Annotated in this window: 18 protein-coding genes; 5 read left to right on the forward strand and 13 right to left on the reverse strand. The window is 50.9% G+C overall.

The annotated features are described in order from the left end of the window. The first annotated feature begins 56 nt into the window (after positions 1-56). From yihX to fabY, 4 genes are read left to right on the forward strand one after another with little or no spacing between them, the layout of a single operon-like run. On the forward strand, positions 57-653 hold the full coding sequence (gene yihX / locus GKC68_RS01050; RefSeq protein ID WP_028722035.1) for a glucose-1-phosphatase: 597 nt from the start codon (positions 57-59) through the stop codon (positions 651-653). A gap of 3 nt (positions 654-656) precedes the next feature. Beyond that, positions 657-1,526, forward strand: a complete 870-nt coding sequence (locus GKC68_RS01055; RefSeq protein ID WP_013027778.1) for a virulence factor BrkB family protein — start codon at positions 657-659, stop codon at positions 1,524-1,526. Further along, positions 1,523-1,960 carry a D-aminoacyl-tRNA deacylase gene (gene dtd / locus GKC68_RS01060; RefSeq protein ID WP_013027777.1) on the forward strand — a complete coding sequence of 146 codons (438 nt, stop codon included), beginning with the start codon at positions 1,523-1,525 and terminating at the stop codon, positions 1,958-1,960. Before GKC68_RS01055 ends, dtd begins: the two co-directional genes overlap by 4 nt. Before the next feature lie 59 nt (positions 1,961-2,019). Next, entirely contained in the window at positions 2,020-2,967 is a 948-nt protein-coding gene (gene fabY, locus GKC68_RS01065) for a fatty acid biosynthesis protein FabY (protein WP_028722036.1), read from the forward strand. 32 nt (positions 2,968-2,999) lie between these two features. Here fabY and GKC68_RS01070 read toward each other — a convergent pair whose 3' ends face one another. The 7 genes from GKC68_RS01070 to gmk all read right to left on the reverse strand — a co-directional run bounded on the left by GKC68_RS01070 (position 3,000) and on the right by gmk (position 12,117). After that, the gene (locus GKC68_RS01070; protein ID WP_028722037.1) at positions 3,000-4,679 is read right to left on the reverse strand and encodes an AsmA family protein; all 1,680 of its coding nucleotides are present in this window, start codon (positions 4,677-4,679) and stop codon (positions 3,000-3,002) included. Between the two features lie 111 nt (positions 4,680-4,790). Beyond that, the gene (locus GKC68_RS01075; RefSeq protein ID WP_110146223.1) at positions 4,791-6,170 is read right to left on the reverse strand and encodes a uracil-xanthine permease family protein; all 1,380 of its coding nucleotides are present in this window, start codon (positions 6,168-6,170) and stop codon (positions 4,791-4,793) included. Between the two features lie 84 nt (positions 6,171-6,254). Then, positions 6,255-8,333, reverse strand: coding sequence for an ATP-dependent DNA helicase RecG (gene recG, locus GKC68_RS01080; protein WP_047714060.1), 2,079 nt, complete (start codon positions 8,331-8,333; stop codon positions 6,255-6,257). Then, positions 8,330-9,031 carry a tRNA (guanosine(18)-2'-O)-methyltransferase TrmH gene (gene trmH / locus GKC68_RS01085; protein WP_028722040.1) on the reverse strand — a complete coding sequence of 234 codons (702 nt, stop codon included), beginning with the start codon at positions 9,029-9,031 and terminating at the stop codon, positions 8,330-8,332. The genes recG and trmH overlap by 4 nt, the downstream gene beginning before the upstream one ends. A 3-nt stretch (positions 9,032-9,034) precedes the next feature. Beyond that, positions 9,035-11,143: a bifunctional GTP diphosphokinase/guanosine-3',5'-bis pyrophosphate 3'-pyrophosphohydrolase gene (gene spoT / locus GKC68_RS01090; protein ID WP_028722041.1), complete on the reverse strand. Its 2,109-nt coding sequence runs from the start codon at positions 11,141-11,143 to the stop codon at positions 9,035-9,037. Between the two features lie 20 nt (positions 11,144-11,163). Then, positions 11,164-11,439: a DNA-directed RNA polymerase subunit omega gene (gene rpoZ, locus GKC68_RS01095; RefSeq protein ID WP_003851346.1), complete on the reverse strand. Its 276-nt coding sequence runs from the start codon at positions 11,437-11,439 to the stop codon at positions 11,164-11,166. 54 nt (positions 11,440-11,493) lie between these two features. Beyond that, positions 11,494-12,117 carry a guanylate kinase gene (gmk, locus tag GKC68_RS01100; protein WP_028722042.1) on the reverse strand — a complete coding sequence of 208 codons (624 nt, stop codon included), beginning with the start codon at positions 12,115-12,117 and terminating at the stop codon, positions 11,494-11,496. 240 nt (positions 12,118-12,357) lie between these two features. Here gmk and ligB point away from each other — a divergent pair, with 240 nt between their 5' ends. Further along, positions 12,358-14,127: an NAD-dependent DNA ligase LigB gene (ligB, locus tag GKC68_RS01105; protein WP_342656514.1), complete on the forward strand. Its 1,770-nt coding sequence runs from the start codon at positions 12,358-12,360 to the stop codon at positions 14,125-14,127. On the opposite strand, the gene GKC68_RS01110 is transcribed toward ligB, so the two are convergent. From GKC68_RS01110 to GKC68_RS01135, 6 genes are all read right to left on the reverse strand, one after another. Continuing rightward, positions 14,041-14,658: a trimeric intracellular cation channel family protein gene (locus tag GKC68_RS01110; RefSeq protein WP_013027768.1), complete on the reverse strand. Its 618-nt coding sequence runs from the start codon at positions 14,656-14,658 to the stop codon at positions 14,041-14,043. The two genes, ligB and GKC68_RS01110, sit on opposite strands and share 87 nt — an antisense overlap. Before the next feature lie 457 nt (positions 14,659-15,115). Beyond that, positions 15,116-15,766, reverse strand: a complete 651-nt coding sequence (locus GKC68_RS01115) for an oligosaccharide flippase family protein (protein ID WP_089529075.1) — start codon at positions 15,764-15,766, stop codon at positions 15,116-15,118. Between the two features lie 772 nt (positions 15,767-16,538). Further along, entirely contained in the window at positions 16,539-17,462 is a 924-nt protein-coding gene (lpxP, locus tag GKC68_RS01120; RefSeq protein WP_264228677.1) for a kdo(2)-lipid IV(A) palmitoleoyltransferase, read from the reverse strand. Between the two features lie 517 nt (positions 17,463-17,979). Continuing rightward, entirely contained in the window at positions 17,980-18,255 is a 276-nt protein-coding gene (locus tag GKC68_RS01125) for a hypothetical protein (protein WP_019105388.1), read from the reverse strand. Between the two features lie 906 nt (positions 18,256-19,161). Beyond that, positions 19,162-19,641, reverse strand: coding sequence for a DUF943 family protein (locus tag GKC68_RS01130; RefSeq protein WP_342656515.1), 480 nt, complete (start codon positions 19,639-19,641; stop codon positions 19,162-19,164). Beyond that, positions 19,638-20,453, reverse strand: a complete 816-nt coding sequence (locus tag GKC68_RS01135; protein WP_013027763.1) for a DUF3289 family protein — start codon at positions 20,451-20,453, stop codon at positions 19,638-19,640. The genes GKC68_RS01130 and GKC68_RS01135 overlap by 4 nt, the downstream gene beginning before the upstream one ends. Positions 20,454-20,668 lie beyond the last annotated feature (215 nt).

Here is a 20,668-nt window from a genome sequence, read left to right on the forward strand (position 1 = left end):
TTCAGGCCGCGTTTTTACCGCTAGAGTGAATGATCCAGGGAACCAAAGGAGGCACCATGCTGTACATCTTTGATTTGGGCAATGTAATAATCGATATCGACTTTAACCGCGTGTTGGGCGTCTGGAGTGACCTCAGCCGCGTGCCGCTGGCCTCGCTTCAAAGTCACTTCCAAATGGACGAGGCTTTTGAGCAACATGAGCGCGGCGAAATCAGTGATGAGGCCTTTGCAGAAGTCCTGTGTGAGAAGCTGGATATCGCGCTGAGCTATGAACAGTTCGCGGCAGGCTGGCAGGCGGTTTTTGTTGGTGTCCGGCCGGAGACGCTGGCCGTAATGCATCAGCTAAGACAAGCGGGACATCGGGTGGTTATTCTTTCCAACACTAACGCACTGCACTGTACCTTCTGGCCAACGCAATATCCTGACGTACAGCAGGCGGCTGACAAGATCTACCTGTCACAGGAGTTGGGCATGCGTAAACCTGAAGCGAGAATCTACCAGCATGTGTTAGATGCTGAAGGGGTGAGCGCCGATCAGGCCGTGTTCTTCGATGACAACGCGCAAAATATTGAGGGCGCACGAGCCTTAGGTATTAAGAGTGTGCTGGTAACCGACAGCACAACCGTGCCGAACTGGTTTGCAGGTCAGCATTAAGCCATGAAGTTACGTCATTTTCGCCCCGGGCTTCATGCGTTCTGGTTGTGGCTTAAGCTGCTGTGGAAGCGCATTGATAATGATGCCATGACGACGCAGGCAGGCAACCTGGCCTTTGTCTCGTTACTGGCGCTGGTGCCGTTGATTGCGGTGGTCTTTGCGCTGTTTGCTGCGTTTCCTGTGTTCTCTGATATTAGCGTACAGCTTAAGAATTTTATTTTTACCAACTTCATGCCCGCGGCGGGTAACACGCTGCAACGTTACCTTGAGCAGTTTGTGGCAAACGTGCACCGGATGACGGCCGTGGGCGCGGTGGGGTTGATCGTGACGGCGCTGTTGCTGATGCATTCCGTGGATTCGGCGCTGAATGCCATTTGGCGCAGCGACAAAAAGCGGCCGCTGGTCTATTCCTTTGCGGTTTACTGGATGATATTAACGCTCGGGCCCTTGCTGGCGGGTGCCAGTTTAGCCATCAGCTCTTATCTGCTGTCGCTGAAATGGATCAACGTGACGGGCGTAACCAGCCTGGTCGATCAGATGCTGCGTTTCTTTCCGCTGCTCTTATCGTGGCTGTCATTTTGGCTGTTATACAGTATTGTCCCGACACAGCGGGTTCCTTCGCGTGATGCGTTGACGGGGGCGCTGGTCGCCGGACTGTTGTTTGAGCTGGGGAAAAAGGGTTTTGCGCTCTATGTTACGATGTTCCCGTCTTACCAGCTGATTTATGGTGTGCTGGCGGTGATCCCCATTTTATTCCTGTGGGTTTACTGGACGTGGTGTATCGTACTTCTCGGTGCGGAAATTACCGTGACCTTAGATGATTACCGCCAGTTCAAACGGCAGGAAAGAGAAAAAGAACGAGAGGACGGATGATTGCTTTAATTCAACGCGTTCAGCGTGCCAGCGTCAGTATTGATAACGCTGTTGTGGGTGAAATCGGACAGGGATTGTTAATACTGTTGGGCGTTGAAAAAGGTGATGATGACAAGCGCGCCGAGCGGCTGGCGGAGCGCGTGCTGGGCTATCGTATTTTTAGTGACGACCAGGGCAAGATGAACCTGAACGTCAAACAGGCGGGCGGCAGTGTGTTGGTGGTGTCTCAGTTTACGCTGGCTGCCGATACGCAAAAGGGTATGCGCCCCTCATTTTCCGGTGGGGCTGAGCCGCAAGAAGCAGAACGGCTGTATGACTATTTCAGCGCGTGCTGCCGTCGCCATGACGTGATGACCGCGAATGGCCGTTTCGCCGCGGATATGCAGGTCGCGCTGGTCAACGACGGACCGGTGACATTCTGGTTACAGGTATGACGCCGCATACCGCGCGGCTAAACCTCCGCCATCCCGCATCAGACCGAGAGAAACATTTTATGTATCATCTTCGTGTGCCACAAACGGCGGAAGAGCTGGATGTCTATTATCAGTTCCGCTGGGAAATGTTACGAAAGCCGCTGCATCAACCTCAGGGTTCTGAACGTGATGCCTGGGATGCGTTAGCGCATCATCAAATGGTAGTGGATGAGCAGGGTAAACCTGTTGCGGTGGGGCGACTTTACATCAATGCGGATAATGAGGCGGCAATCCGTTTTTTAGCCGTACACCCAACCGTTCAGGGGAAAGGCCTGGGCACGCTGGTGGCGATGACGCTGGAGTCGGTTGCGCGTCAGGAAGGCGTCAAACGTGTGACGTGCAGTGCGCGTGAGGATGCGGTGGCGTTCTTTGCCAAGCTCGGATATGTCAATCAGGGTGAAATTACCGCCCCACAGACCACGCCGGTACGCCACTTTCTGATGATCAAGCCGGTTGTTACGCTGGATGATATCTTGCACCGCGCGGACTGGTGCGGGCAGCTACAGCAGGCCTGGTACGATCACATCCCCCTGAGTGAAAAAATGGGTGTGCGGATTCTGCAATATACCGGGCAAAAATTTATTACCACCATGCCGGAAACAGGTAATCAAAACCCGCATCATACCTTGTTTGCCGGAAGCCTGTTTTCGCTGGCCACGCTTACCGGCTGGGGGCTGATCTGGCTGCTGCTGCGTGAGCGCCATCTCGGTGGCACTATTATTCTGGCCGATGCGCATATTCGCTATAGCCGTCCGATCACCGGGAGGCCGGGTGCTATTGCCGACCTTGGCTCACTGAGTGGCGATCTCGATCGCCTGGCTCGGGGGCGCAAAGCCCGTGTTCAGCTGGACGTGCAGCTATTCGGTGATGATGAGTGTGGTGCGGTATTTGAAGCGGTGTATATCGTGTTGCCTGTGGATCCGGACGGGCCGCTCGAAGAGGGCGGCTCAGGGGCGCGCATCAATTAAACGACAGGGCCGCGATTGCGGCCCTGTGTGTTTTACCTCACCTGACCTGCCTGCATGGTCTGCTGCAGTTGCTGGCTGTCTGTATTCACCGACAGCGTGGCGTTAACCGACGGTGCCAGCGGCTGATCGGCCTTCAGTGAGGCATTCAGGCGCAGCTGGAAATTGCTGTCGCCTTCCAGAGGAAGGGCGGGCCAGCCCCAGTTTTGCAAGACATTGACGGGTACGCCGCGACCCGTAAGGTTAAGGCTAACTGGGCGGTCGGTTTGCTGACCTACGGTTGCCGTGCCTTCCAGTAAACCCTTAGCGCTAAACGCGCTGAGTTCCGTCACCTTGATCTGCCGATCGTCAGCCTCCAGCGCAATGGACGGATGGCGTAAATCCGTGCGGTTAAAAGTCGATTCCGCTGCATTCAGGCTCAGTTTCCCTGACCAGATCCCCCATTGATGCTGGCGGGCCAACTGCAGATTCTCACCATTGCCATCCAGGGAGGTAAGCTGGAAAGGAAACGCAGGATTGATGTCGATAATCAAATTGCGGTTTGAGGTGAAACGGGTCACGATGATCCCATCCAGCCAGTCAGGAAGGGTATCCTGCCATAACGCCCGCCAGTTCTGTGGCAGCGTATATTCCAGGCCCGCGACGGCCAGGTTATTCAGTGTTAAGCGTCTGTCATTACGTGACCAGTTACCGTCAGCCCGGATCACGCCGTTAGCCCAGCGTGAGCTGAACTGGGTCAGGGCAATCCCCTGTGGCGAGAAGTCCATATTGATAATGGGATCGTTGAGCTCGAATTTGCCATTGATAAAGTTGCCTGCGTTCATCGCCAGTGAGCCATCCTGACTCTGCCAGTCCCGGCCTTTCCAACTGATATTTTTCAATGTCAGATCGAGATCGGTTACCGCCCAGTCAGGGCCCTGCAGCCGGGCATCGGTAATATCGACGCGGTTCAGCGTAACCGAGGGCACCTCTTCAAACGGCTTCAGGAAATCGACAAGTGAACTGGCGGTTTGCAATCGGATATCGTTCAGGCGGAGCTGATTGATCTTCCAGTTACCCTGCGCATCGCGCTCTCCGTTACCGGTCATCGAGCCCCGGGCTAAATCAGCGCCGATGTTGCTAAACGTCATGCGCCCCTGGGACACGTTGCCCTGAATCAGCACGTTTTCACCTGCTACGCTGTTGAGCGTCATCTTGCCTGCACTCATCTGGAACTGTGCATCTTTACCCAGCACATCGTCGGGCAAGGGCTTCCACGGCAGAATGCCGCCATTCACCTGCAATGCGAAAAGCGGTAAAACGGAAGCGGGACTGTCGATGCGCATGTTGTTCAGTTGCAGGCGATCGGCCTGCACGGGTAAGGCGCTATTCCTGGCCAGATTGGTCAGGTTAACCTCACCGTCACGGAGCTCTATGCTGGCAAAATGGAAGGGATCGCTGAACTGCAGCAGGGCGATGCCAAGATCGACGCGTTTGGCGACCAGCACGGCCGGTTGTCCGTCATGGCCAAAACTGAAGTCATCCAGAATAATGTGTGTAGGTGATGAAAAGTTATGTTCGATTTTGCTCAGCGACAGATGCCATTCCGTTTTGTCGCTCACCCAACGGCTAAACCAGCCCGCGCCCCACTGTGTTTGCAGCAGTACATACAGCACCACTAACGCAAACAGTAGTAGTAACAATAAGGTAAGGAAAAACTTTCCTATAAATTTCATCGTATCCTTCCCGGGTTCAGTCCGCTGAAAGGTTGTTATGCCTGAATTATCGTTATAGCTCAACCGCCTGGATGTAAATCAGCATAAATAGCAGACAGGCCGCAGCCTGCCTTAAGACGACTTTTCTGGTGGAAAGACGAGATTAAGCACAATCGCTGTGATGCCCCCTGCGGCAATGCCGGAAGACAGTAAGGTTTTCAACCAGTCCGGTGCAAACTGTAAAATCAGCGGTTGCTGTGACACGCCAAGTCCTGCGGCCAGGGAGAGGGCGATAATCATGATTGCACGCCGGTTGAGCGGCTCTCTGGAGACAATTCGCACGCCAGATGCGGCGATGGTACCAAACATCACGATTGTTGCGCCGCCCAGAACCGGCTCAGGAATATGCTGCACCAGTCCACTCACCGCCGGAAACAGGCCCAGCAGGATAAGCATCAGCGCCACAACAAAACCAACATAGCGGCTGGCAACGCCGGTCAGCTGGATAACGCCGTTATTCTGCCCAAAACAGGAGTTAGGAAAGGTATTAAACAGGGCAGAGACAAAGGAGTTCAGGCCGTTAGCGAGCACGCCGCCTTTCAGGCGCTTCATATAAATGGGGCCGCTCACCGGTTGTTCCGATACATCTGAGGTTGCGGTGATATCACCAATCGTTTCCAGCGAGGTCACCATAAACACCAGCATGAGCGGGATGAGCAGATTCCAGTCAAAACCCAGACCGTAATAAAGCGGCGTCGGCAACGCAACGATCGGCTGATCGGTCGGTGTGCTGATGGAGGGCAGCATATCCATCGCCCAGGCCAGCAGGTAGCCGACCGCCATTGCAATCACCAGGGAGGCAACGCGGAGATAAGGGTTTTTTTGACGGTTTAGAAGGATAATCACGACCAGAACGACGCCGGCCAGCAGCAGGTTTTTCGGTGCGCCGAAACTGTGATCGTTCATGGCGGCAAAGCCGCCGCCGACGGAGGTGAGGCCAACCTGAATAAGCGATAACCCAATGATCATTACAACAATACCGGACACCAGGGGCGTGATAATACGGCGAGCCAGATGCAGCACCCGTGACAGCACCATTTCCGTGCAGGATGCGACCATCAGCGTTCCAAACAGCGCCGCCATCATCGTGGGCACATCTGCGCCGCCGTTCTTCAGCGCCATCCCACCCATAATCAGCGGTGTGACAAAGTTAAAGCTGGTGCCCTGAATAGACAGCAAACCTGAGCCAACCGGCCCCCACGTTTTAATTTGCAGCACTGAGGCTACGCCAGAGGCAAACAGGGACATGCTGATGATGTGCTGTGTGTCCTGCGCCGGTAAACCCAATGCCTGGCAGATGAGTAACGCGGGCGTAATCACCGCGACGAACATGGCCAGCAAATGCTGACCGGCTGCAAACAGGGTTTGCGCAAGCGGCGGGCGATCTTCCAGGCGGTAGATCAGTTCACTTTTACTGACGGATGAGGAGGCTGGCTGCTGATTGGTCGACATTGTAACGGTTCCCAAAAAAAGTGAGGCGATTGTAATCTGCAACGGCTCAAAAGCAAACGTTTGCTAACGGTGGCAAAAAAAGTGTCAGGCGTTGCTGTAGCGGCCGGTTTCCGGCAGCCAGCGCTCGATTAGGGCCTGAGCCTGTTCAGGATAGTGCTGGTGGATATGCCGTGCGACGCGTTGAACTTCAGGAATCATGGCCTGATCGCGCAGGAGATCGGCAACCTTAAACTCAGCATTACCGGTCTGGCGCGTTCCCAACAGTTCACCCGGCCCCCGAATCTCCAGATCGTGTTGGGCAATCACAAAGCCATCGTTGCTGTCGCGTAGCACCTGCAAACGCTTCTGCGCCGTTTTGCTCAGCGGCGCTTTGTACAGCAGCACACAGTGAGAGGCAACCGCACCCCGCCCGACGCGTCCGCGTAGCTGGTGCAGCTGAGCCAGCCCAAGCCGTTCCGGGTTTTCGATAATCATCAGGCTGGCGTTTGGCACGTCCACGCCGACTTCAATGACGGTAGTCGCGATTAACAGCTGGATCTCGTTCGCTTTGAAAGCCTGCATGACTGCCAGCTTTTCCGCCGGTTTCATACGGCCATGCACCAGGCCGACCTGTAAATCGGGCAGTGCAACTTTGAGTTCTTCCCATGTGGCTTCTGCAGCCTGAGCTTCCAGCAGGTCTGATTCTTCAATCAATGTACAGACCCAGTAAGCCTGACGGCCCTCGTGACAGGCCTTTTGTACGCGCTCAATGATCTCACTGCGACGGCTGTCCGGAATGGCAACGGTCGTGACCGGCGTCCTGCCCGGCGGCAATTCGTCAATGGTTGATGTATCCAGATCGGCATAGGCGGTCATGGCCAGCGTGCGCGGAATGGGAGTGGCGGTCATGATCAGCTGATGGGGATGAAAACCCTGCTCCTCCCCCTTTTCCCAAAGCGCGAGCCGCTGATGAACACCAAACCGGTGTTGCTCATCAATAATCACCAGCGCCAGCCCGTTGAACTTCACCTGCTCCTGAAACAGGGCATGTGTGCCGACGACCATGGCGACATTACCGCTCGCGATGGCGTCCTGCTGCGCCTGACGCGCTTTGCCTTTTTGTTTACCTGCCAGCCAGCCGACTTCCAGACCCAGTGGCGCGAGCCATTGACGAAAATTGATTGCATGCTGTTCGGCCAGCAACTCTGTCGGTGCCATCATCGCCACCTGTTTGCCGTGAGCAATAACGTTCAGGGCGGCGAGCGCCGCGACCAGCGTTTTACCCGACCCCACGTCGCCCTGGACGAGTCGCAACATGGGATAATCATGCGCTAAGTCTTTTTCGATTTCCGCCACGACGCGTTTTTGGGCAGAAGTGGGCGAAAAAGGCAGAGCGGCCAGTAACTGGTCACTCAATGTATGTCGGGCAGGCATGGGCAGAGCATAATGGCGCTGTGCGCCAGCTCTGACGGCCAACATACTCAGGTTATGCGCCAGCAGTTCTTCCAGAATCAGCCTGCGCTGAGCAGGATGGTGCCCGCTTTCAAGTTCGCTGAGTTTCACATCTGGCGGTGGCCGATGCAGCGTATGTAAGGCCTCGGGCAGGCTGATCAGTCCGCCACTTAACGCCTGCGGCAACAGTTCCGTAATCGGGCAGTTTTCCAGCAGAGTTAACGCCTGGTCGGTAAGGTTGCGCAGCGTCGCCTGACGAATGCCATCAGTGGTGGGATAAACGGGCGTCAGGGTTTCTTCCAGCGTCACGGTGCTGTGCTCGCCCTGTACACGGTATTCCGGATGAATGATTTCTGCGCCGCGCTGGCCACGTTTTATTTCACCATAGGCGGTGACGCGTCTGCCTGGCGCGAGGCTGTTTTTCATCCCGGCATTAAAGTTGAAGAAGCGCATGCTCAGCACGCCGCTGCCGTCACTGATTTGGCACACCATCATGCGCCTGCGGCCAAAGGTAATCTCGGTATGCAGGACATCGCCTTCAACAGTCGCCCAAATGCCCGGTAGCAGGTCATTAATGGCATAAAGTTGAGTACGATCTTCATAACGCAGGGGAAGGTGAAGCAGTAAATCCTGAACAGTATGCAGGCCAATTTTAGCCAGCTTTGCCGCCTGACTGGCGCCGACGCCGGTCAGGGTACTGAGCGGGATGGCATCCAGCAGACGGCCTTTCATTTCTTACTTCTGCCTGTAGATTGCATCGTTGCCCACCAGGTTTCATCGGCTTCTATCTCGCCCTGAGCATTGATATAAGGATACGGCATGCGCTTGTGCTTTGCCACGCGGGCCAGCACGGGATAGCCACCCTCAAACAGCAGGCGCTGTTGCTCTTGCGGCGCTAAAAGGCTGGTCTGACGTTGATACATGCCGGCATTTTGACGCTGGCGCTGCGCTTCATAAAGAATCAGGGCAGATGCAACGGAAACGTTGAGTGACTGAACCATACCGACCATCGGAATAATGATATGACGATCGGCCAACGCCAGAGCGTCATCAGTAATACCGGTTTTTTCCTGCCCCATCAAAATGCAGGTGGGTTTGGTGTAATCAATCTCACGAAAATCCACGGCGTCAGCAGAGAGGTTGGTCGCCAGTATCTGCATGTTTTGCGTTTTAAGATGGCTAATGGCGTCGTTGATTGAGGGATGCGTTACCACGTTCACCCAGCTGTTACTGCCGGCCGATGCCGACGCCTGGGTGCGCATGCGCTGGCTGGGCCATACGGCATGGACCTCATGAATCCCCACCGCGTCGGCGGTACGAATGACAGCGGAAACGTTATGCGGTTTATGCACCTGTTCCATGCAGACGGTAAGGTCGTGCTGGCGCAGGGCCAGCATTTCCTGGATACGAGCAAAGCGTTGAGGATTCATGCACTAGTTACGGTTGCGGTGAACTTTGATCACATCCGGCATCACACGAATCTTACGCATGATATTCGCCAGGTGGACGCGATCGCGTGCCGTCAGACGGATAAAGGCACTGTAAACGCGGCCATCGCGCTCTTCAGTATTCAGACTCTGGATATTGGATTCGGCAGTATTAATGGCTGCCGTGAGATTAGCCAGTGCACCCTGGTGGTTAAACATATCCACCTTGATCTCAGCCACAAACTCCTGTTCGGTGACTTTATCCCACTCTACCGGCATGAATTTTTCTGGCTCTTTTTGGTAGCCGCGAATATTTCGACAGGATTCATGGTGAACAACCAGGCCTTTACCGGGGCTGACGTGAGCGACAATGGGATCGCCAGGAATAGGGCGACAGCATTTCGCAAAGGTAATCAGCACGCCGTCTGCACCTTTGATGGGCAGCTTGCCTTGTTTTTTGTTATTGCTGAGCGTGCTGGTGTCAGTCTGGAGCAGGTTCTTGGCCACGACCACGCTCATTGCATTACCCAGACCAATTTCCGCTAACAGATCGTCCAGTGACGTCAGTTTCATGCGATCAAGCTCATGCTTGATGTTTTCAGCCGGTACTTCCGCCAGTTTACGACTGCCGCCCATTGCATGGCTGAGCAGGCGACGTCCCAGGTTTACCGAGTCCTCGCGCTTGAGGTTTTTCAGCAGCTGACGGATCTTAGCGCGTGCTTTGGAACTGACCACGAAATTGAGCCAGGCGGCGTTAGGACGCGCGCCGGGCGCGGTGATGATCTCGATAGTTTGGCCGCTGGTGAGCGTCTGAGACAGTGGATAAGGCTGACGATCAACGCGTGCGCCTACACAAGCATGACCAATATCGGTATGTACCGCGTAGGCGAAATCGACCGGCGTGGAGCCTGTCGGCAGTTCGACAATACGGCCTTCTGGCGTAAAGACGTAGATCTCATCCGGGAAGAGATCAGATTTCACGCTTTCGATGAATTCAAATGAACTGCCAGCGCTCTGTTGCAGTTCAAGCAGGCTCTGCAGCCAACGCTGAGCGCGGATTTGCGCCGTGGTACCGCTTTCGCCTGCCTGCTTATAGGCCCAGTGCGCGGCAACCCCCATTTCAGCCATCTGATCCATATCTTCGGTACGGATTTGCACTTCAACCGGCACGCCATGCGGTCCGATCATGGAAGTATGCAGCGATTGATAGCCGTTAGCTTTAGGGATAGCGATATAGTCTTTGACGCGACCAGGACGCGGCTTGTATAAGCTGTGCATCTGGCCCAGCACGCGGTAACAGGTATCCAGGTCTTTCACGATCACGCGAAAGGCATAGATATCCATAATCGAGTGAAAACGCTGCTCTTTCAGCGTCATTTTGCGGTAGATCGAGTAAAGGTGCTTTTCGCGCCCACTGACCCGGCAGGGGATACCGGCTTCCTGCAGGCGGCCATCGATTTCAGAGAGGATTTTTTGAATCATCTCTTTACGGTTGCCGCGGGCCGCTTTCACGACCTCTTTAATCACCCGAAAACGATTGGGATAGAGCGCTTCAAAACCGAGCTCTTCCAGTTCCGTTTTTAGGTGATGAATACCCAGGCGGTGCGCCAGTGGACTGTATATTTCCAGCGTTTCGAGCGCGATGCGACGACGTTTATCGGGACGTAACGACCCGAGCGTTCGCATGTTGTGAGTACGGTCGGCCAGCTTGATGAGAATGACACGGATATCCTGCACCATTGCCATAATCATCTTGCGGAAGTTCTCTGCCTGCGCCTCTTTCTTGTCACGGAATTTCAGCTTATCCAGCTTTGAAACGCCTTCAACCAGTTCGGCAACGCTCTTGCCAAACAGCTGTTCCATATCCTGATAGGTGGCTGGCGTGTCTTCAATAACATCGTGCAAAAGCGCGGCCATGAGCGTTTCATGATCGAGCTTCATTTCTGCCAGAATACAGGCCACTGCAACAGGATGGGTGATGTAAGGCTCGCCGCTGGAGCGTGTCTGTCCCTCGTGGGCATCACGTGAAACAAGATAGGCTTGCTTGAGGCGCTTAATCTGGTCCTCAGGCAAGTATTGTTCAATCAGTTGATTGAGACTTTCAAACAGATACAAGGTTGACCTGCAGCTAGCTGTTAACGACGACCTTCAGCGATAGCGGTAACGGCCTGTAACTCAGCGGCTTCCTGCTCTTGCTGCTCCTGACGATCACGCACATCTAAAATCTGATTGGTGACCAAACCTTCTTCGATTTCGCGCAGTGCGATAACGGTAGGTTTATCGTTCTCTTCCGGAACCAGCGGATCTTTTCCGCCTACCTGCATCTGACGTGCACGACGTGCAGCGACCAACACCAGGTCAAAACGATTACCAACTTTTTCTACTGCGTCCTGAACGGTTACGCGTGCCATAGGTGTGCTACTCCACAGATGAAGAAATGACTCGGCATCATACTGAAACTGGGTTCAGACTGCCAACAGTTTGCTGATTAAAGCATCATGGCGCGCTTTCTGACGGGCCATGCGCAGACGTTCTGCGCGAATAATGGTTTTCAGATCCAATAACGCCAGATCAAAATCATCATTCACAATTAAATAGTCGTATTCGGCGTAGTGGCTCATTTCTGCCACGGCCTGTGCCATCCGACGTGCAATGACCTCTTCGCTGTCCTGACCGCGACCACGCAGGCGACGATCCAGTTCTTCTTTCGAAGGCGGTAAAACAAATATGCTGCGCGCTTCGGGCATCTTAGCGCGAATTTGCTGCGCGCCCTGCCAGTCAATATCAAGAAAAACGTCCACGCCGGTCGCCAGGACCTGTTCAATTGCCTTACGCGAGGTGCCGTAATAGTTGTCGAAAACTTTCGCGTGCTCCAGAAAAGCATCTTCCGCGATCATTTTTTCGAACTCATGCTGTTGAACAAAGAAATAATGTTCACCATGCGCTTCGCCCGGACGCATACCTCGGGTGGTATGGGAAACAGACACTTGCGTATCATACAGCGGCTGCGTTTTTAACAGTGCCTGAATCAGACTGGATTTTCCTGCACCACTGGGCGCAGAAACAATATAGAGCGTACCTTGGGCCATGATTTTCTTGAATTGATTAAGTGCGGAGTCGGTTTCCTGCACAGTATACACAGCTTCCCCGCCCCACGCAGCGTTTGCGCCATCTCCAAAGCGAAAAGTTTATGCGACATGCTACGCAGCCCAGCCCGCAGCAGCTGAAAACACAACGCTTTGTTCGGCTAACCCGTTCCAGAACACCGGAACAGGGCTGGCTCAGCCTGTTGTTCAGAGATTGAATGGTTCAAAATCAGGAGGTGACGGATGAGAGGGATGTTTATTGTTGGGCTGCTACTGATATTCAGCACGTTTTCTTCCCTTGCGGCGTTGTGCCCCGCCTGGACGTCTGCGCGTGCCGTCAGTGAGATTGCGCATTTGCAACAGCAACTTCAGCAGTGGGATAAGGCGTATTTCCAGCAGGGGCGTTCGCTGGTGAGTGACGCAGACTACGATAGCTTGCAGCAGCGGCTTAACCACTGGCAGCGCTGTTTTACTCAGGCTGCGGATGAATATGTGCCTGCCTTGCCAGAGGACGGTACGCAGTGGCATCCCGTTGCGCACACCGGCGTAAAAAAAGTACAGGATAAACGTGCGCTGGGTTACTGGATGCAGGCACGAAATGATCTTTGGGTACAACCAAAAATCGATGGCGTTGCCGTCTCCCTGATCTATCGACAGGGAAAACTGGTCTCGCTAATCAGCCGCGGCGATGGGTTACACGGCGAGCAGTGGCTGGCGAAAGCCCGTCATATTCCTGCCATTCCATCGGTTATCGACAGTCAGCAAGGCAGCATCATCCTGCAGGGCGAGCTTTTTTTGAAGATGACCGGTCATCAGCAGGCTGTTGACGGCGGCAGGAATGCCAGAGCCCGTGTGGCAGGGGCAATGATGAGCGAGGCTGACTCGCCGCTGCTGGCACAGCTGGGTATTTTTATCTGGGGTTGGCCTGACGGGCCGGCGAGTATGCCTGAACGTCTGGCCCGGTTGAGCTCATGGGGCTTTGACCTCGCCAGCCACTGGACTCAACCCGTTCAGGATGAAGAGGATGCGGCAAGCTGGCGCGAGCGCTGGTTTCGCGCGCCCTTGCCTTTTGTTACCGACGGCATTGTCGTGCACCAGGCTGCCCGCCCGGCAGGAAAGTACTGGCAGCCTGGTGAGGGTGAGTGGGCCATCGCCTGGAAATACCCGCCACCGGAGGTGAGCAGTGAGGTACGCTCCGTCGATTTCTCAATAGGACGAACGGGAAAGGTGGCGGTCGTACTGAATGTTCAGCCCGTTCAGCTTGATGACAAAACCGTCAGACGTGTCAACATAGGATCGTTAAAACGCTGGCGTGAGCAGGATGTCATCGCGGGAGATCAGGTGACGGTTAGCCTGGCAGGACAGGGAATTCCCCGGCTGGAGCGCGTTATCTGGCGCGTGGCGCAGCGTGATTATCCTGAGCCACCGGGCTCTGAGCACTTCACTCATCTTAGTTGTTATACGTTAACGCCGGATTGCCATCGCCAGTTACTGGCTCGCCTGAGCTGGCTGAGTCAAAAGTCCGTGCTGAATATTCCCGGCGTTCAGCGCAGCACCTGGCAGCGACTACTGGATACCGGTTGTATTACGCACCTGTTTTCCTGGCTGACGATGACGCCAGAACAGATTGCCGCTGCAGCAGGCATCTCCTCTGAAAGAGCACAGCAAATCTGGCACAGGTTCGAATTGACCCGCCAGCAACCTTTGCGTCGCTGGGTTAACGCGTTGGGCATCGCGTTGCCCCAAAAGGCACTTCGCGCCCTGGCCGATAAAGAGTGGGAAACCTTGCTGGCTCGTGATGTGCAAACCTGGCAAGCGCTGCCCGGTGTGGGCGCAAGACGTGCTGAACGCATTGCCGCACAATTTCAGGATGCCGGGCTGCGGAAGTTGATTACCTTTTTGCAGCAGCAGGGCATCCCGGCATCGTCAGTGTTCAGGATGGGGATAATTGAAGATGGGCAAGCCGAGTCGGAACCGCAGTGCCAGCAGGCGGGCAAAGAAACCGAAAAGTAAGGTGATAATGATTACCAGCTCATGTGCCAGAGGCGTTTTCAGGAGCAGGATGTACATCCAGCCAGAAGCGAAAGCGATACCGGCGTAAAGCTCTTTTTGAAAAACCAGCGGGATACGATTACAAAACATATCGCGTAAAACCCCACCAAATACGCCGGTAATGACGGCACTTATCGCGGCAATGATCATGGCATGGCCTGAATCCAGCGCAACCTGAGCGCCAATGATGGAAAACACCACCAGACCCAGCGCATCCAGAACCAGAAATACCTTGCGCAGATGTGTCATCAACGGCGCGGCAAAAGTGGTCACCACGGCAGCCGCGGCGACGATCATGATGTACTCAGGATGCTTTACCCAACCCAGTGGATAATGGCCAAGCAGAATATCGCGTACTGAACCCCCGCCTATCGCGGTCACAGAAGCAATAATAATCACGCCAAACAGGTCCATTTTACGACGGCCGGCGGCAAGTGCACCCGTCATCGCTTCAGCGGTGATACCAATGATATAGAGAACAGTAAGTAACATAGCAGGCTCCAGGAAGACGGCGGCAAGGCTACGCCACTGAAGAGCACGGCGCGACTGAGATTTTCTGTTAGTGACGTTAAAAGTATTAGTAAAAATTATCCTGTTCGGGATAAGACATTAATAATCAATAAGGTGCATGGATGAAGACACCAGTAGAGATGAAATTTTTTATTGGTTTTAATCCAGACATGCCAGGGAGCGCTGAGGCATTGCCCTGATCATGCTCTCTGCCGTGGCATTATGTTGGTTTAAACAGGGAAAGGAAACAACGCAAGAAAGCCATGCAGGATGAAAACCTGTTGGGTCAATGGCAGCTGGCATGCAGAGGCCGGTGAAAAGCAGAGCTGAATCCGCAGGAATAACCAATAACGGAAAGGGCTGTGTGTTCTCAAAAAAAACGTGCTGACTGGCAGCACGTGAAGACCTTTTATCAGATGCCTGAAGTCCAAATACCTTCTTATCGCGGTACGTTCCTGATACAAACCTGGAAAAAGGTTTTCAGATTAAATTGATACTCGGGCTGAAACCAGACCCGGCCATAACAGCAGTAAGCCAGCATCCTTACTGAAATCATTGCCAGATAGCCCCATAACGCGCACAACACGGAAGGCGTGCTCCACACAGTCAGCAGCGTAATGATCAGTCCAACGAATACGGAGGATATTTCGCAAAAAGCGATATCGGAATACTGCTTTTCGCGCTGCAAGATCGCGCGGTAATGCTGGCCCTGAGGGATAATAATAAAAATGACCGCTGCCATCTCCAGCATCATGGTAATCTCTGGCTGGTTAAAAAGATGATCGGCAACAATGCCGGAAATAAAAAACGCAGAAAAAATGAGGAGGCCCATTAACACATTCCCCCAATATATGACAGACAACGTATTGTCAGAGAGGGGGGAATAGCGAATCACTTTGTTTGAAAAGCCGCGATCCGCCAGTGTGTCTATGATTAAAAGGCCAGCAATCACGACAGCCAGAAAATTGAATGCTTCTGCCTGCAGGATTTTACCCAGCAGGGAAAGTTGCAACACGCCAATGCTTAAGATTTTTATTGATGAAAGAAAGGGCCATTTAGCGTCAATAATATTTATTTTACGTATAGCCATGGTTTTTCCATCGTGTAAATAATTATAGTGATAAGCGGAGGTGAAACCCTGGCTTAGCGTTTGGTCTGTTTATACAGGTGATATTAACGATCAAGCTGATGCTGTCGCGAACGGATCTATCGCGTGCATATTTCCCCTGGTGGTGCTGAATCCCTGTTGTTGTTTTAATTATCCAGACGACATTCATAATTATAACATTCATGATGCCATAATGAACGTTACTGAACGCCTTTGTTATATCGTTATATAAGTATTGCTGTGTGTAGGTGATTTATAGCGCTTTTTATTAGAAATAACATCATAAGGAAAATCTGATATAGGATTTGAGATAAGGGTTAATATTGAGTAGCTGCATGATGTTTTTTGACTGACAGATAAAATCTACATATTTATTTGTGCCAGGATTCGGTGTGACTATCCAGCATAAAAGAGTCTGGAATAAAAAAGGCTTTTAAACACTGTACATAGGAACGCTGTGAGAGCGTGAGCCAGGATTTTTCCGCTATAAAATGCTTAAGCAGCGGCAAAGCATAAACACGTTTTGTACGCGCGTGAGGGGTAAATACTTAAACATTCTGAACATAAAAAACCGGAGCGTAAGAATGCCCCAACCGCTGTACTGGCAAAATAGCCTTTGGTAGTTATTAAAGAAGGCAGAGAAAGGCGGGGCTGGATAGGGGGTTCTGCTTTCAGGCTGAACCTGTCTTGTTTGCCGTAACGGTAAAACGAATCCCGCCTGAAAAAGCAAAGCAGGCCAGAGCCTGCTTTGTCTTTATACGTAAAGAGACGCTTCACCCGGCGGGCGCGTTTTAAACCGGCGATGTAGCCAGAGGTACTGCTCCGGCGCGCGCATAATCTGGCTTTCAATCACTTTGTTCATGTAAGCAGCAGCGGCTGATTCATCTTTATGAGGATAGTTTTCCAGAATCGGTTCAATAATCAGTTTATAGCCATCGTTATCGGGATTACGAATCAGCATGATTGGCACCATAGCCGGCTTGGCCAGGCGGGATAAAACATAGGTACCGTTCGTTGTCGCTGCTTTCTCAACAGCAAACAGTGGCGCAAATGTACTGCCTTTAGGGCCGTAATCCTGGTCCGGCGCAAACCAGACGGATTCGCCCTGCTTGAGTGCCTGCACCATGCCGCGCAGATCGCGGCGATCGATCATCGCCTTGTTGGAACGCATCCGGCCTCTGGTTTGTACGTATTCCATCGCGCGGTTGTTATGCGGACGGTACATGGCCATCATCGGCTGACACAACCCGCTGATGCGGCCACCGAGCTCTAAGGACATAAAATGAATGCCGATTAACATTACGCCACGGCCTTCATTTTGAGCTGAATAGAGGTTTGCAAGGCCAGAAACGTTAAATAAACGTTTAACCGCATGGTCAGGCCAGAACCAGGCGATACCCGTTTCAACCAGTGCCATACCAAGAGAGGCAAAATTACCCGCGATCATGCTTTCTTTTTCTTGTTCACTGATAAAAGGAAAGCAGAGTTCAATATTACGACGGGTTATGCGCTCTCGACGCTGAAGGAAATGACGGGAAAGTTTACCGGCACCTGCACCCAATCTCATCAGAACAGGATAAGGGAGTTGAACCAGAAGCCAGAGAATGCCTAGACCGAACCATGTAAACCAATAACGCGGGTGTAAAAGTGTGCTGCTGAATTGCCTGGTGTTTTTCATCATTGACCTTAAAGGAGTAATGGATGTAACGCAAAAAGACCCATTCCTTAAGTTCCCAAGCGGTACGGCTGTGCTAACTACGACCAGCACTTTATCAAAAAGTGCCCTCTGTCACAGTGAGCTTTCGTCATCCTGTGGATTAAGACGATCGATGGAATGGCCTACTGAACGAACAAAACAGGGTGGTGTTTTATTTTTTAATGATTTAAAAACAACGTCTTAAGTATACTCTTGTAAAGCCAGAACGTTAAGGGAAGCGTAGGGAAATTAAGACAGTTCTGTACTCACAAGCTAAAATCTTTTCGAAAAACTTACATTCAGAGTGGCAAAATTCTAAAAATTGGCTAAGGACGAGTATGCGCCGGGATGTGATGAAAAGCGACATGATCCGTGCGATAAGTGATTTCGGCAGATCATAAGAGGAGAGAGTAAGGACATGCGTCTTCACAGGCTATACACGTCTGTCCCCGTACGTCACATCATAGCCTGAAAGAACATGCTGTACAAAAAAGGAGCGCTAGTAGTAATTCACAGTCATCATGCGGTAATTACCGACTTTTTTTAACTGCATCGTGCCCAGCTTGAATGGCAAAGATTGCTGGCTGTCATTCAACCCTAGGGTGGCAGCTTCGGTTTTACCCCCTCTTGTGCAGCTTTGCTTAATCTGAGAATGAACAATCAGGGTATCACATCCGGTCTCCACAATAGCACCACGAAAAGTGATTTGGCCGCCAGTTGCAAATGACGAGGATGATAATGCCATTAAGACAAATACATAAGTTAGTTTTTTCATGGCTTCACACTCTGTGTTGATTTTCATAAACAAAGAACGGCACCAAATAATAAAACTTTAGTCGATCGTGCTTTTTTATTTTTTAAAAATTATTTTATACGATAGTGTGAGTGATTTAGCACTTACAGACTCTTATTAATGCCGATTGCTGGAAGAAGCTTAGTGGATTATAGTTCACCACCTTATGGGCATTTTTTTTCTTAGTAAGATTTTCTCTTTTTTAACAAATCCGCCTGAATACTGGGCGGTAAATCACAAAAAAAAACCGTTGCATTAAGGCGTGTGAAAATCGGCGGACAGGCTGAAATGCGGCATCCAGGTCGTGTATCACTCAGATGAAAATATCTTCATTATCCATACTGGAATTGTTGTACGTCTGGGCTTCTTCGCGTTTTAGTTTCCGGCCTCTTTATCACATCTCACTATTCGGTTAGCGGAGGGGGGGAGAACGCTTTACTTAAGAAATAAGGCCCTTGTCGAGAGGGATGCATAATACGGAACATAAAAATCAATTCCATGTTCCGTTAAAAAAGGGAGCACCGGAAATGATAAGCTAACATTAACGGGTTACAGATTTTATCTGTCTGATCAGATAGCACGCGTAAAACGGGCGTTCAGTGCGCTTACAGCAGGTTGGTAAGCCTTTTTTACGCGCCTGAGTTTACTGAGCAGTAATGAGAAAAGTCGGCTATTACAAGGGGTTGATAATGATGAGTTAACATAGTAAACGTTACAAAGCAAAATTAGCTATAACTCGATTGAATCTGAATGTTGAATAAAATAAATGCTATTTATCATCATCTCAATGGATTGACCTTTGAGGGGCTTACCATTTTACTCCCCAATCAACTCCCCATTTATAACAGTGGCAAGCTGTTCAGCTCGCCAGGTTACAGATTACATCTGTCATTGAATGGTTGTCTTTGATCTTTCACCTTTCATGAGTTCACCAGAAAGTTTCCGATAGTAAGATTCGGTTCCTATCCGGTAATAGGTATAGCCATCCTTTGTCTTAGTTATGTCCATGATCCAATTAGACTTATCAATACAATTTTCTTCTGTATTCATGTCATCGAAGCATAGTAAATAATCTGTATCATGATCTGGAAAAATACCTGAATTTTTAGGGGCAAGCTTTTGATATCTTCCGTCAAACTTCCAGATTGAAACAAAGTAAGTTTCAGCGGATGAGAGGGTTTTAGCTCCATTATTATCCCACCACTCAATTTTACTACTATCACTGAAAGGCATGTTTTTAACTAAAAATTCTTTATTAGAGCCAGTGCCGTGAACGGCAAGGACCTTAGTGGAATTAAAAAAATTCAAATAGAAGAATACAAGAATAATAGCTGCTAATATAAATATTATAATTTTTCTGGCTTTCATCCATTCCTCCGGCTACTAATTTCAAACTCGGCTTTCATATTTGTAAAAAAAGGTTTAAATGCAAATTTTTCCCATCGTTGGAGCACAAACCAGATGCGGAATGCCCTAATATAGTGAAACTTCATATTCATAATGTCAGTTTTGTCGAGACCAAAATGATCTTGTCCCGTAAAAGTTACTTTCGCTACATAACCACTCTCAGTGATATCAATTTTAGTGAGTTGTATCTTTGTGGCATATATGTCATGTATAGACATTCCTAATCCATTAAAGCTATCTGCCCATCTGTTAAACTTAGGAAGTATTGAATTTCCTATTGCTTTAGTTATTGAATCTTTGTCGGCATCAGATAAGCCATTTTTTACATCAATGGCAACCTTATCGAGCATAGACTGGATTATTTTTAGCGAAGATAACGGAGAGGATTGTTCGTTTAATATCAAACTTTTATATGCACTATCAAGAAAAGGGCTGGAATAGCTTTTTCCATTGCCATGATAAAAATGCTTTACAAGATTATTAAATAAATTATGTTGCCCTAAGTAATATGTAGGCAATGACACTCGAAGAAACTCATCGAAAAGGATTTGAGCAATTACCGTTTTTGATTTTGGTTGGGATTTACGGAAGGAACTAAATATTGAGACTTCCTCTCCAGTCCACGGATCAACGACATCAGAAACATCATCAAGACCTAAGTCGCTTCTAAGCTGTTTTTCAGTAAGATCGCCACATTGCATATCATCAGAGCTGTGGTCATTGAACTGATGCTTAGTCTGATAAAGTGTGACTGGGAACACCATAGCTGACATAATAACTTCCTTATGATATTAATTTTCAGACCAAACTCTTACTTGTGAAGGTAGATCCAAATCTTTAAATATCGTCATGTCTGTAAACTCAGTTCCTTGTCATTACAAGATATTCATTTCTGACTCTTAACCTATAGCTGATTAGTGTAATAATAAACTTCATATACGGGAAAGGGAAGTGCTGAGAATCTCATCTTTTTCTCAAATTACTGTCA

The sequence above is a fragment of the Pantoea sp. RSPAM1 genome, assembly GCF_038816185.1.
In the GTDB taxonomy this organism is placed as follows: domain Bacteria; phylum Pseudomonadota; class Gammaproteobacteria; order Enterobacterales; family Enterobacteriaceae; genus Pantoea; species Pantoea ananatis.